General features: G+C 38.4%; 8 protein-coding genes. All 8 read left to right on the forward strand.

All coding sequences use genetic code 11. From position 1 onward, the window contains the following. The first annotated feature begins 137 nt into the window (after nucleotides 1–137). The 8 genes from AC0KTX_RS12275 (at nucleotide 138) to AC0KTX_RS12310 (ending at nucleotide 13,508) form a co-directional block, all read left to right on the forward strand. Entirely contained in the window at nucleotides 138–1,433 is a 1,296-nt protein-coding gene (locus AC0KTX_RS12275) for a hypothetical protein (RefSeq protein ID WP_474252457.1), read from the forward strand. After that, nucleotides 1,417–3,399, forward strand: coding sequence for a hypothetical protein (locus AC0KTX_RS12280; protein ID WP_474252458.1), 1,983 nt, complete (start codon nucleotides 1,417–1,419; stop codon nucleotides 3,397–3,399). Before AC0KTX_RS12275 ends, AC0KTX_RS12280 begins: the two co-directional genes overlap by 17 nt. Next, entirely contained in the window at nucleotides 3,383–5,257 is a 1,875-nt protein-coding gene (locus AC0KTX_RS12285) for a DUF2357 domain-containing protein (protein WP_474252459.1), read from the forward strand. Before AC0KTX_RS12280 ends, AC0KTX_RS12285 begins: the two co-directional genes overlap by 17 nt. Nucleotides 5,258–5,480: 223 nt before the next feature. Next, on the forward strand, nucleotides 5,481–6,464 hold the full coding sequence (locus AC0KTX_RS12290) for an aldo/keto reductase (RefSeq protein WP_474252460.1): 984 nt from the start codon (nucleotides 5,481–5,483) through the stop codon (nucleotides 6,462–6,464). A 645-nt stretch (nucleotides 6,465–7,109) separates the two neighbouring features. Next, a complete protein-coding gene (locus AC0KTX_RS12295) occupies nucleotides 7,110–8,381 on the forward strand; it encodes an FAD-binding oxidoreductase (RefSeq protein WP_474252484.1) in 1,272 nt (423 codons plus the stop codon). Nucleotides 8,382–8,383: 2 nt separating this feature from the next. Then, a complete protein-coding gene (locus AC0KTX_RS12300) occupies nucleotides 8,384–9,751 on the forward strand; it encodes a (Fe-S)-binding protein (RefSeq protein WP_474252461.1) in 1,368 nt (455 codons plus the stop codon). After that, entirely contained in the window at nucleotides 9,742–11,199 is a 1,458-nt protein-coding gene (locus tag AC0KTX_RS12305) for an FAD-binding oxidoreductase (RefSeq protein WP_474252462.1), read from the forward strand. Before AC0KTX_RS12300 ends, AC0KTX_RS12305 begins: the two co-directional genes overlap by 10 nt. A gap of 125 nt (nucleotides 11,200–11,324) precedes the next feature. Then, nucleotides 11,325–13,508, forward strand: a complete 2,184-nt coding sequence (locus AC0KTX_RS12310) for a malate synthase G (protein WP_474252463.1) — start codon at nucleotides 11,325–11,327, stop codon at nucleotides 13,506–13,508. Nucleotides 13,509–13,516: the final 8 nt, after the last annotated feature.

The following is a 13,516-nucleotide window of genomic DNA, read 5'->3' on the forward strand; positions in this document are numbered from 1 at the left end:
AACCCCGGTACGCTCAACCCTTTGTGGGAGGGGCGCGCCCCTCCCACAAAGGCAACCACCCAAGATATGCGATTGTCAAGGAGCGTATCGGACTGGAAATTCGATAAAAAAAACTTAGTATACGAGGAGGGAAATCGTTGAAGCCGCTTCCGAATGAAATGTATGAGGACAATTTTATTGAACATATGATTGTGCTAATGTCGAAAGAGTATTTAGAAGAAACAGCCAAAATAATCAAATTAACAATCCCCGGATTTACTGCCAGAAATATTAGCACCCTTCCTGAAGTTTTGCTTCGGAAGCATTTAAAGAAAAGTTTGCAAAAAATAAAAACAGCAAATGCATTTTTATTAAGCGTCATTATGGCAATGGAAGAAGAATATCGAGGATTAGAGAAAGAAGAATTTTTATATAAATTGGAAAATGACAAGGGAATGGCTCCATTTACGAAACTAATAATACTCACTTATTTTTTTCCGGGATTGTACAAAAATGAAGAAAACACCATTATCGAATGTCTGAAAGAAAAAAGGAGTTTAACTAAAGCGTTGTTGGGAGAAAAAGATGTCAGAAAAGAATTAGAAGCACTTGCTTCGATAGCATTCAATGATTTGCAAGAAAATCTGCCAATAGTATTTCCGAATAAAAGTATTCCTTTAGAAAGGAATGATAAAAATTCATTAGTACTTCCGTTTTTGATTTTTTTAAAAGAATGTGCGAAGGACACATTTAATGACATTGATTTAGATCAACTAGATCAACAAAATGATGTACATATATGCATTTTATTTATTCAACAATTGGTTGAAATATGGGCGAAGGAAAAAAATCAAGATGCGCAGGAAATCAAAGAACAAAAAAGTCAAATTCGCCACTTAAGGGAGCAAAATGAAAAGTTATCGAAACAATTTGAAAAACTGAATAAAGAATTGAAAGATGCTAAGACAGAGCATGAAAGAATCGAACATAAGGCAAGAGATAAAGATCAAGAGTTGAAGAAAATAATGAACGAAAAAGAGGTGGCGGAACTAAAGTATAAAAAAGAAATTAAACAATTGCGTAAACATTTGGAAAAACTTCAGACCGAAAAGGAAAAATTAGTAAAAATAATGGAGTCATTTCCTATATTAACTGAACATATTAAAGTGTTTGTGCCAAAAAAAGATGAAATAATGGAAACATTGATTGGCAAAGAACGAGTTTGTTATTTTGAGTCAATTGAACAGTTTTCAAACCAGTTAAAAGAAGTTGGAAATGAGCTTATTTTTATCGTCACGGACGGTATTCCAACTAAAGATATATTTAAAATTGAAAAACTATTAAAAAGCGGTCTAAAAAATCAATACCGATTAGTCAGTCAAGGAACACAAAAAATTATCAGATCGATCATCTCATATTTAGAGGGGGAATTGCGTTATGAGGTTGTTAACTAGAATGAATCCGGAAGTAGAAAGAAAATTAAAAGATGCCTATTTTGTCGGTAGACTAGTTTCAGATAGTGAATTAGCAGGAACATTACTGGATGAAGCATTAAAATACAAAGATGAATATAATGAGGACATTCAATTTTATATAAAGTGTTTATCGCCGATACCTAATGAAATATCCAATCATTTTTCTTTTCAAAACAAAATTTTAACTGGCAATACCCGCAGCAAGCAGAATAGGAAGCTATTTAATGAAATGATAGATTACGATAATCTAGTGTTTTTTGAAAGACTTGAAAGAGTCAAAAAACTGTTAGAAGGGAAGCTCCTTGTTTTTAAGCTTGATCCCAAACCTGAATTTGTATATGTCGATATTGTGAAAATAGAAAATATCGAACCAGGGAGAAAATATGTGTTGATTCCCGGTCCGCAGCTAAAAATGGACGAAACCAAAAAGGATTTGGAGATGAAATTAATCAAAAAAGGATATCCCATTACACTCAGTTCGTACCCAAATATTTTTGATGAGCCTGAGTTTATTTATTTTGAAGGAACGTTATACCAAGTATCATTGAACAAATCAAACAACCCTACAACTTATTCACAGAAAGATGCAGCAGATGTCCGATTCATTGAGATGGAAGATGAATTTTCTGAAATTGTTCATGCAAGGATTGACAATGATTTATTTTTTATCGAATCTGATCAGTGGTTTAGCTTGCGAGACAAAGTAAATGAGAAAGGAAAAAGTTTGATTGAGCAATTTTCTTATTCTGAGCCGGATGATGGAATGGAAGTTGAAAATGAAGAACATGACACAGATCAGAATGTCAATCGTGCATTTAATAAAGAAGAATATGAATTTTTACAGCGATTCATTGAAAAAGCGCAAAACCAATATCGTTTATTCTATGACGAAAAAGATATTATTTCGTTTCATGTCAGCGTAAAAACAAACATGCTGACCATTATCGGGGGAATGTCCGGTACAGGCAAAACGAAGTTGGCAAAAATTTACGGAGAAACTTTAGGGCTTGAAATGAGTAAGAGAATGTTGATTATCCCCGTTTCCCCGTCATATAAAGAACCGAACGATGTATTAGGCTTTTTAAACCCCTCAACAGGTGTTTACCATGAAAGTGAAACAGGGTTGGTCAGCCTATTGTTAGAAGCAGAAAAGCATCCTGATCGCATTTATATGGTAGTTTTTGATGAGATGAATTTATCGCAAGTTGAACACTGGTTTAGCCCATTTATTTCTTTATTAGAACTTAGTGAGGAAGAAAGATATTTGAGAATCTTCAGTGAACAAGATCGATGCATTAATGGGGAATACAAATCCAAAATTAAAATTCATAATAATATCATTTTTGTCGGAACAGTAAATTTTGATGAAACGACAACAGACTTTTCTAATCGTTTGTTAGACAGAGCAAATGTCATTTATCCCAGGAAAAGAAGCTTTACGGGAATTAAAAACGATTATAAAAAGTACGAAAAAGTAAAAGAAGTTGAACCCTTAAATATTGTTAATAAAGCATTTTTAAAACATTCCAGTTACGGTGATGACTTGTTGGACCTCTTGACAACTGAGGAATTAGCATTGCTTGACCAGATTCATGAATTGCTTCAAATGTATGATAAACAGAAAGGCATTTCGTTTAGAACGGTCAATGGAATTGCAAGATTTATTGCTAATTTGCCTGTCAATGAAAAGGGAGAAACGATGATTTCAAGAAGAGAAGCTTTTGATTTTCAAGTTGTTCAACGCATTTTGCCAAAAATTAAAGGAATTGATACATTTGTTGGCCCGTTAGTGGGAACGTATGGAGATGAACAGCAATATGAAGAAGGCGCATTAGTTAAAATTTTAAAATCGGAGGCTGGTCAGAAGGTATCCGATTTCACTAATTCAATTAAGTTTGTTAAACAAAAAGCAAAAGAGTTGATGATTTATGGGTTCGTTCAATAATTATTTAGTTGCAGATAAGGAACAAATATTCCCTTTTCGATTGTACTTATTGATAGGAAACAACAAAAAGGCAATTCATCATTTAGTTTCAGATCTAAAAAATGTTCTGGAGTGTGAATATGAAATTGAGGAATACAAAACATTGGCAATTGCTATGGATAGTGAAGATAACGGTATAGAAATTGAGGTCATTTGGAACAAAGTGTTCTCCGATGAAGAGAAGGATTTTTGCGATCAATTTGTTTTAAATAACCAAATCAACAAAAAAGTTTTGTACGATGAGAGCGGGGAGGCCATTTATCCTTGGCGGTGTGGAACTTATATTTTTGAAGTTCGCTATCAATCGAAATCATTTTATGGAGCGTTTTCCATTAAACCAAAAAATATCACGGTCAACCAATTAAAAAAAATTCATCAACTGTTGAATGAAAAAATACAAGGCATCACAGAAGATTTAATGAATTTTAGCCGTGGTTTTGGTGCAAAATCATTTTTGGAAAATAGCCATTTTGCAACATTTTATAAATGGTATGAGAAAGTCGAGAAAAGATTACTCGCTACTTTAGAAAATATTCAAAAAGAGAGCGAATCGAACGTGGTTCATGATTATATGATTGAAAATATTCCGAAACATATTGATTCAAATAGCATTAAGTGGCAAAACAGTCCAAAGGGCTTTCTTTTCAAACAAACAAAATATTTAAATCGAAAATATTTCATAACTACAGATACAGCCAATAATCGCATGATCAAGGCGAAAATTATTGATTTGCAAAAAAGATTGGAAAGAGGAAAAATCGAATTAAATCAATATTTATCTAAACAAAGGGAAATGATAGAAGAAACGAAATACGATTTAATAAAAATCAAAGAAGAATTAGAAAATACTCTTTATACAAAAGCCATTACAATTTCAAGCAAGAAGAAAATGGAAAGTACCTGCCATCAGCTTGAAAAGCGACTTGAAAAGTATGTGGAAGAGGTAAAACAGTTATCGAAAATCATCGATGAAGTGAAAAAATCGAGGAATCGACTTCAAGCTGTTCTAGAGAAGCCTTTTTGGAAATCGGTGCACCCAAATCAAATGAAACAAAAAACAAATATTCGAAAAAGAAGTTATTTGTTATTTGATAAGATTTGGAAACAATTAAACTATCAGCCAAATGTTCATCAAACAGAAGAATGGCTTCTCCCAGTTTATAAACCGACCTATGTATTGTATGAATATTTTGTTTATTTTGTTGTTATTGAATGTTTGCAGTCTTTGAATTTCCATTTTCCTAGTGGATTTGATTTAAATGACCAATTACAATTTTCCTTATATAAGGACGGATTAGCAGATGGAACAGCAATTAGTCTGAATTCAGTGAACGGACGTTGTTTTATTGAGGTTATCTATAATGATGAGATGGAACTTAATTCAAAACTGGCGATTGAGAAAAACAAGCATTTTTTCAGTACAAAGTTTCGAAAAAAACCAGATATCAAAATAGATTTATATGAAATATGTGATCGTCAAAAAGTTTATCATTCTTCTTTTGTGCTGGAAGTTAAGTATCGTCCATTATTTAATATCTATCAAGAAAACGGCTCGACTTCAACAATGGAGCAAATGGATGAATACCGAGGCATCAAATACACTGATTCTTTAGGCAACATTAAACATAATATTATTGATGAGGTTGTTTGCGTATACCCGGGCAGCGATTTAAACAAACGGTTATTTAATACTGATTATGGATATTTTTTGGAGCTTTATCCAGACGATCAGGAAGGTTCTGATATTCTCGTCGGTGAGAATGAATTGCGGGAGTTATTAGCAAAATGGATTGAACGTTATTTTCCGATTCAGAGCTAACGGAATAAAAGTAGAAAGACACGAAACCAAAATTGTTCGGAAATGGTTTAACAGATAAAGTGTGAATCTGTTTGGAGCATTCTGCTTGCAGGGAAAGAAGAAGTTGCATCCAAAATTATTCCATGGCTTAAATCCCGAGCCTTTTTATTGCTATCAATAAAGCGTTTTCAATAAAATGAAATGGATGGGTTTGAAAAAAATATTTTCAATTGGGGGATTTCTGATGAATTATCGTCGTATTGGAGACACAGAGCTTTTGATTAGTGAATTAAGTTTTGGCACGTGGGCCATTGGCGGAGCTTGGGGAAAAACGAGTGATGAAGACGCATTAGCAGGTCTTCGCCGTGCAATGGACGCAGGGGTCAATTTTTTTGATACGGCGGATGTATATGGCGATGGACACAGTGAAGAGCTGTTGGCAAAAGCGACAAAAGGAAAGGAAGATGAAATTTATATTGCCACGAAATTTTGCCGAAAAGGAGATATCCATGATAAAGAAACATATTCTGAACGGTCTGTCAGATCCTTTTTGGAAGGAAGTTTAAAACGATTGAACCGGGAACGGATTGATTTGTACCAAATCCACTGTCCTCCGTTCGACATGCTAAAAAATAGCGATGTATTTCATGTGTTGGACAAGCTGCAAAATGAAGGGAAAATCCGCTATTACGGCGTCAGCGTAGAAACGGTGGAAGAAGGGCTTTATTGTTTGCAAAACCCGAATGTCAAATCGTTGCAAGTAATCTTTAATCTTTTCCGGCAAAAACCGCTGGAAACGCTGCTGCCGCTTGCCAAAGAAAAAGGCGTCGGAATCTTAGCCCGTGTTCCGCTTGCAAGCGGTTTGTTAACCGGAAAATTTACAAAAGAAACGGCTTTTGAACGAGACGATCATCGTCATTTCAACCGCAACGGAGAGCAATTCAACGTCGGTGAAACGTTTGCTGGCATAGAATTTGAAAAAGGTGTTGAACTAAGTGAAAAACTGAGATGGATTGCAGATGGAAGAGGAAATATGACAAGAGCTGCATTGCGCTGGATTCTTGATCATGATTCCGTCACTGCTGTCATTCCAGGTTTTAAAAATGCAAATCAAGTGGAAGACAATTTAAAAGCCCTCGAAGTGCCTTCTTTTACCGATGAAGAAAAGAACGCTTTAGCCAAGTTTTATCAAGAAGAGGTTCACCAATACATTCGAGGTGCATATTAAACAAACGACGTATCCTTAAAAATGCCTTTATGGAGAGCTTCCCCTTCTGCTGCGTTCGGAAGGGGATGTTTTGCATGCAATTCGATAAACGATTGTCCAGTTGCTCTTTTTATTCGTTTGTCATTGAAATTTTCGAGCGGTCGGTGCGCTGAATTCCTGTTTTTCTTTATCGTAGAGGCTGCCAGATGGGGCAAAACAACAAGCGTAAGATCATATGGTACAAGCGGCAGCGGAAAATCTTTTGCTCCGGAAAAGAGGCTGTTTGGAAAGAACCATAAAAAAATTCTTTTTCAATTCAGTCTCTTTTTTTCGTTGATTGGATTTTGGCAGGGAGAAAAAAGATAGGGCGGCTATACATCAGATCATCTTAACGTACGGCAAGTTTAATAGAATTTTATTTTTCTTATTTTTTGTAAATTCAAAAAATTCATTGAAAAATCTCCATAAGAGTGTTTTAATAATTGTAAACATATAACATATCTAATAAGAAAAGTGTTGCTGTCGATTGAAAGAAAATTATTTAAAACGCTTGTTTTTTTGCGCATTTATAGAAACGATGTTTCTTATTACAAAACATAGGAGGTGCTTGATTTGCTCCAAGGAGAGTTGTACACAGAATTAAAAGATGTTTTCCCCGAAAGTCAAATGGAAGTTAAGGAAAATGAAGGTCATCCACTTGGAAATGGCGGGAAAGTCGCCGTCTATCCAATAACTGAAAACGAAATTTCACACATCTTGCAATATGCAAACAAAAATGGGAAAACCGTTTCCGTTGTGGGTGGAGGAACAAAGCGGGGGTTTGGCGGTCTAATTGATTCGGCTGATATTTTGCTTTCCTTAGCAAATCTAAAAGGAATCGTCGAGCATACAGTGGGAGATATGACATTAACAGTGAAAGCAGGTACACCATTTCATGAATTGCAGCGGTACTTACAAGAACATAACCAAAAAATATCTCTAGATCCTGCTTGGCCGGATTATGCGACCATCGGCGGTATTATCGCCGCAAATGAAAGCGGTCCCAAACGTTTGGCATATGGATCCGCCAGAGATGCAGTCATCGGGCTTCGAGTTGTTTATCCAAATGGCAAGGTCATCCGAACAGGCGGAAAGGTCGTAAAAAATGTCGCCGGATATGATATGAACAAACTTTTTGTCGGTTCCATGGGCACTTTGGGGGTTTTGACGGAAATCACTTTAAAACTCCGTCCTTTGCCAAAGTATGAAAGCGTTGTTCTTTTATCATTTACAGAAGGAAATTTTGCTGAAATGCGATCATTTGCCGCAGCGTTTTTAGATTCGCAGATGGAACCTGTCTCACTGGAGCTGATAAGTCCGTCTTTGGCTGAAAAGCTAACGGGTGAAAAATTTTATACATTGGCCATTAGTTTTGAAGATAATGAAAGTTCGGTTCATTACCAAGAATCTTTTCTAAAAAGCATTCAGCCTCCTAAAACGAAAATGACCATTCTTGCTCAAGAGGAAGCACGCAAGTTTTGGCAATCTTTTTATACAATCAGCCCGAATGGCAGGGTGTCTAATCTGACAGGGGAGACTGAAGCAGTATTGAAAATCGGAGTTGTCAATTTAGATGTCCTAAAAGTTATTAGGGAAAGCCATTTATTACAGGATACGCACAATTTGCTTATCGAAGCCCACGGTGGATTAGGCCACGGATTGTGTCAAATCGTTTTAAGAGGCGGCAGCGAAAACGTTATTTCAGCAATTCAGCAATTAAGGAATTTTGTCAAGCAGCTCAATGGGTATGCCGTCATTAAACATTTGCCGTTTATTTTACGCCAGAAAATAGAGGTTTGGGGGGAAAAACCTCCATATTTCTTTCTTTTCAAAGGAATCAAAACAAAGATTGATCCGAACAACATTCTCAATCCGAAACGTTTTGTGGGAGGGATTTAAATATGGGATTAAATGAAAGTAATCTTATCAAAGAACCAGCCTGCCAAACCAACAGCTTCAGCAATTACCTTTGGAATGATCCGCCTGATGAAAACAAATGGGCGGATTGTGTCCATTGCGGTATGTGTTTAGAATCGTGCCCCACTTATGAGATCACGGGTCAGGAACAGCATTCTCCCCGCGGACGCGTCCATTTGATTAAATCAGTCGCAGAAGGAAAGCTTGAAGTGAACGAACATTTTATGGATCCTGTCTTTGCTTGTCTTGATTGCCGCGCTTGTACTACCGCTTGTCCTGCGGACGTCGATGTAGGGGGATTGATAGAAGAAGCGCGCGGTCAAATTCGCCAAGCCATGCCGTTAAAAGGCTGGAAAAAGGCGGTCAGCCATCTGTTTTTGCATAGTTTGTTTCCGCACCACAATCGCTTGTACACGTTAGGAAATGTGTTGAAATTGTATCAAAAAAGCGGTATGCAAACGTTTGTCCGTAAAACAGGGCTGATCAATATCATACCGCAGCATTTAGCTGAAATGGAAGCGATCATGCCGGAAGTGAAAAAGCCTGTGCGAAAAAAGTACAAACATGAAAAAGTCATTAAAGCAAAAGGAGAAACGAAGCGTACGGTTGCGTTTTTAACTGGCTGCGTAATGGATGTCATGTTCAGCGAAATTAATGAAGCAACCATTAACGTGTTAACTCGAAATGGAAATGACGTTATGATTCCGCAAAATCAAACTTGCTGCGGGGCTCTTCATGTTCATGCAGGCGACCGGGAAATGGGGAGAAAATTAGCGAAACAAAATATTGAAGCATTCCAACATGCTGAAAAAGTAATTGTAAATTCTGCCGGTTGCGGATGTATGTTAAAAGAATATCCGGAGCTGTTCCGTGAAGACCCCGTTTGGCGCCAAAAAGCTGAAACATTTTCAAAAAAGGTGGAAGACATTTCAAAATACCTTTATGACACTGGTTATAAAAGGCCCATCGCCGAAATCAAGACTCGTGTTGTCTATCATGATGCATGCCATTTAGCTCATGGGCAGGGCATTCGTGACGAACCTCGCAGCCTTCTTCTTGATATACCTGGGGTCGAAATGGTTGAAATGGCAAATGCCGACCGATGCTGCGGCAGTGCTGGCATTTACAATATAACAAATCCGGAGATGGCTAAAGAAGTGCTTGATAGCAAAATGAAGAATGTCCCTGAAGAAGCAGAAATGATTGTAATGGGCAACCCCGGCTGTATGCTGCAGATGGCGATGGGTGTTCAAAAAAACGGAAGAAATCAAAAAATTGTTCATACCGTACAGCTGCTGGATTGGGCGTACCAAAAAGAAGATCGGTTAAAGGAGGGAGAGGAATGTCTCTAAAAGGGATGAGAACAAATGACAAACATATAAAAAACCTTGCAAACATTGTTGGCGGAAACCGTTCCATCTTGTATAAAAAAGAAGATTTATTAGCTTATGATTGCGATGGCTTTACCATTCATCGCCGTTTGCCGAGGGCAGTCGTTTTCCCGAATAATACAGAAGAAGTCGCAAAAATTGTGAAATATTGCCACGAACATGATTTGCCGTTCCTTGCCCGCGGCGCCGGAACTGGTCTCAGCGGCGGGGCGATCCCGTTGAATGGGGAAGTAATCATTAGTCTTGTAAAAATGAAACGCCTTATCAGCGTTGATTTTGAAAACAGGCGTGCAGTAGTGGAACCTGGATTTGTCAACTTAAAACTGACGAACTCCATTTCGGTCAAAGGATATTATTATGCGCCTGATCCATCAAGCCAATATTGCTGCACCATCGGCGGAAATGTCGGTGAAAATGCGGGCGGTGCACACTGTCTAAAATATGGTGTGACGACAAATCACATTTTAGGGCTTGAAGTGGTATTGCCAAATGGCGAAGTCATTGAAATAGGCAAGGATGGAATACCTGATGCACCGGGCTATGATTTATTAGGACTTTTAACAGGATCAGAAGGAACTTTAGGAATTGTGACGAAAATAACGGTTCGTATTTTAAAAAACCCGGAAGCAAAGCAAACGGTGCTCGCTTATTTTGACAACGTTGCGGATGGCAGTCAAGCCGTATCGGACATTATTTCTGCCGGAATTGTACCAGCAGCCCTTGAAATGATGGATCAAACAGCAATAGAAGCGGTTGAAGCGGCAGCGTTTCCTGTCGGCCATCCAAAAGACATTGAAGCGCTTTTGCTCATTGAAGTGGATGGAATATCCGCAGGTATAGACGAGCAAATCCATCAAATTTTAGAAGTTTGCAAGAGAAATCATGTTCGAGAAGTAAAAGTGGCACAAAGTGAAGAGGAAAGAGCTAGATGGTGGGCAAACCGCAAAACTGGATTTGGCGCAATGGGGGCGATCTCTCCTGATTATTTAGTTCAGGATGGTGTGATTCCCCGCAGCAAATTACCCGAAGTGTTAAACAGAATTCACGAAATCAGCCGAGAGTATGGTCTGCGCATCGCAAATATCTTTCATGCTGGCGATGGCAATCTGCACCCGCTTGTACTTTTTGATGCCAGAAAACCGGGCGAAACAGAAAAGGCTTTAAAAGCTGGCAGCGCCTGTTTGCAAGTATGTGCAGATGCCGGCGGATCGATTACAGGTGAACATGGAGTAGGGATCGAGAAAAGAGAAGAGATGCGCTTCATTTTTAGCGACGAAGAAATAGCGGCGCAAACGGATATTCGGGAAGTATTTAATCCGAAAAATTTATTAAATGCCGGGAAGCTCTTCCCAACTCCGGGACGTTGTTTGGAAGTGAAAAAAGAGGGGAAATCTGTTACAGCATCATAAAAAAGAATTTTAAGAAAATTATTGAAATGATTCCATCATCATGTTATCCTTTTTTTAAGCAATTACGAAACAGTGTTTCGTAATAACAAACAACAATTATAACATTTAAAGGAGGAATTGTGGCCATGAAAACAAACTATGTAAAAGTCGGCAATTTGCAAGTAGCTGAAAATTTGTATGATTTTATCAACAATGAAGCATTGCCGGGAAGCGGTGTGGAAAAAGATGAATTCTGGCTTCAGTTTGAGAACCTTGTTTATGAACTGACACCTATTAATAAAAATTTGCTTAAGCGTCGTGATGAAATCCAGCAAAAAATCAACGAATGGCACAAAGAACATCGCAACAAATTCGACTTTGAAGCCTATAAATCATTTTTGCGGGAAATCGGCTATTTAGAACAAGAAGTGGAAGACTTTAAGATTACAACAGAAAATGTCGATGACGAAATTGCTCTACAAGCCGGGCCGCAGTTAGTAGTGCCGATTAATAACGCACGGTACGCTCTTAACGCCGCCAATGCCCGATGGGGAAGCCTTTATGACGCTCTTTATGGAACGGATGTCATCAGCGAAGAAGATGGGGCTGAACGAAAAGGAGAGTATAATCCGATTCGCGGGGAAAAAGTCATTGCCTTTTCGAAAAACTTCCTTGATGAAGTAGTGCCGTTGCAAGAACATTCCCACCGCGACGCTGTTCAATACGCAGTTGAAGACGGGAATTTGCTTGTCACTTTAATGAATGGCAAGACAACCGCTCTTAAAGAAAGAGAAAAGTTCGTAGGCTACAGAGGAGAGTCGGATAAACCATCTGCCATTTTATTGAAGAACAACGGTCTTCATATTGAAATCCAGATCGATCGAAGCCATCCAATTGGAAAACATGACGATGCGGGAATTAAAGATATTCTATTGGAAGCGGCTGTTACAACGATTATGGATTGCGAAGATTCTGTGGCGGCAGTGGATGCGGAAGACAAAGTGCTTGTTTATCGCAATTGGCTTGGCCTCATAAAAGGAGATTTGACAGCTACTTTTACAAAAAACGATAAAACGATTACACGTACGCTTAATGCTGACAGAACATACACATCCAAAACAGGAGAAAAGTTCACTCTCCCAGGTCGTTCACTTATGCTCATCCGTAACGTTGGGCATTTGATGACAAATAGTGCAGTGCTCATTGGAGAGGGAGAAGAGATCCACGAAGGAATATTGGATACGGTTGTAACAAGTTTGATTGCTAAACATTCCCTTTTAGGAAATGGCAAATTTGAAAACTCCAGGAAAGGTTCGATCTACATTGTAAAACCTAAAATGCACGGGTCTGAGGAAGTGGCGTTTGCCAACTTGCTATTTAACTGCGTCGAAGATTTGCTGGGATTAAAACGGAATACGCTGAAAATTGGTGTGATGGATGAGGAACGGCGCACAACTTTGAACTTGAAAGCTTGTATTCGGGAAGTAAAAGATCGTGTTGTATTTATTAACACAGGGTTTTTGGATCGAACTGGCGATGAAATCCATACATCAATGGAAGCAGGTCCGATGATTCGGAAAAATGACATGAAAACATCTCAATGGCTGCAAGCCTATGAACGCTCAAACGTCTATATCGGTTTACAAAGCGGCTTCCAAGGCCGTGCGCAAATCGGAAAAGGCATGTGGGCAATGCCGGACATGATGGCGGAAATGCTCAAGCAAAAGATTGGCCATCTAAAAGCAGGCGGCAATACTGCGTGGGTGCCATCACCAACAGCGGCTACATTGCATGCTCTCCATTATCACCAAGTAAATGTAACAGATGTCCAAAACAAATTGGCTGAAACGATTGAAGATCTCCGCGATGAAATTTTACAAATTCCGGTTGCAGAAAACCCGAATTGGACCCCTGAAGAAATACAAGAAGAGTTAGATAATAATGCACAAGGAATTTTAGGATATGTTGTTCGTTGGGTGGAGTTAGGAATCGGCTGTTCAAAAGTTCCGGATATTAATAATATTGCTTTGATGGAAGACCGGGCAACGTTGCGGATTTCAAGCCAGCATATCGCAAACTGGCTGCATCACGGCATTGTTACGAAAGAACAAGTTCTTGAAACACTGAAGCGGATGGCGAAAATAGTCGACAAGCAAAATGAAAATGAACCTGGCTACCGCCCGATGTCAAAAGATTATGACCGTTCCGTTGCATTTCAAGCTGCGTGTGACCTCGTATTTAAAGGTTATGATCAACCTAACGGCTACACAGAACCGATTTTGCATCGCCGCCGTCTTGAAGCAAAAGCAAAATATGCTGTAAAACAATAACTTCTCAT

Source organism: Aeribacillus sp. JST-2 (assembly GCF_056032925.1).

Excerpts from the sequence above, each read along its gene's own strand:
- AC0KTX_RS12295 (WP_474252484.1), top strand. The coding sequence starts at position 7,110 with ATGGAAGTTAAGGAAAATGAAGGTCATCCACTTGGAAATGGCGGGAAA.
- AC0KTX_RS12300 (WP_474252461.1), top strand. The coding sequence starts at position 8,384 with ATGGGATTAAATGAAAGTAATCTTATCAAAGAACCAGCCTGCCAAACC.
- AC0KTX_RS12285 (WP_474252459.1), top strand. The coding sequence starts at position 3,383 with ATGGGTTCGTTCAATAATTATTTAGTTGCAGATAAGGAACAAATATTC.
- AC0KTX_RS12305 (WP_474252462.1), top strand. The coding sequence starts at position 9,742 with ATGTCTCTAAAAGGGATGAGAACAAATGACAAACATATAAAAAACCTT.
- AC0KTX_RS12290 (WP_474252460.1), top strand. The coding sequence starts at position 5,481 with ATGAATTATCGTCGTATTGGAGACACAGAGCTTTTGATTAGTGAATTA.
- AC0KTX_RS12310 (WP_474252463.1), top strand. The coding sequence starts at position 11,325 with ATGAAAACAAACTATGTAAAAGTCGGCAATTTGCAAGTAGCTGAAAAT.
- AC0KTX_RS12280 (WP_474252458.1), top strand. The coding sequence starts at position 1,417 with ATGAGGTTGTTAACTAGAATGAATCCGGAAGTAGAAAGAAAATTAAAA.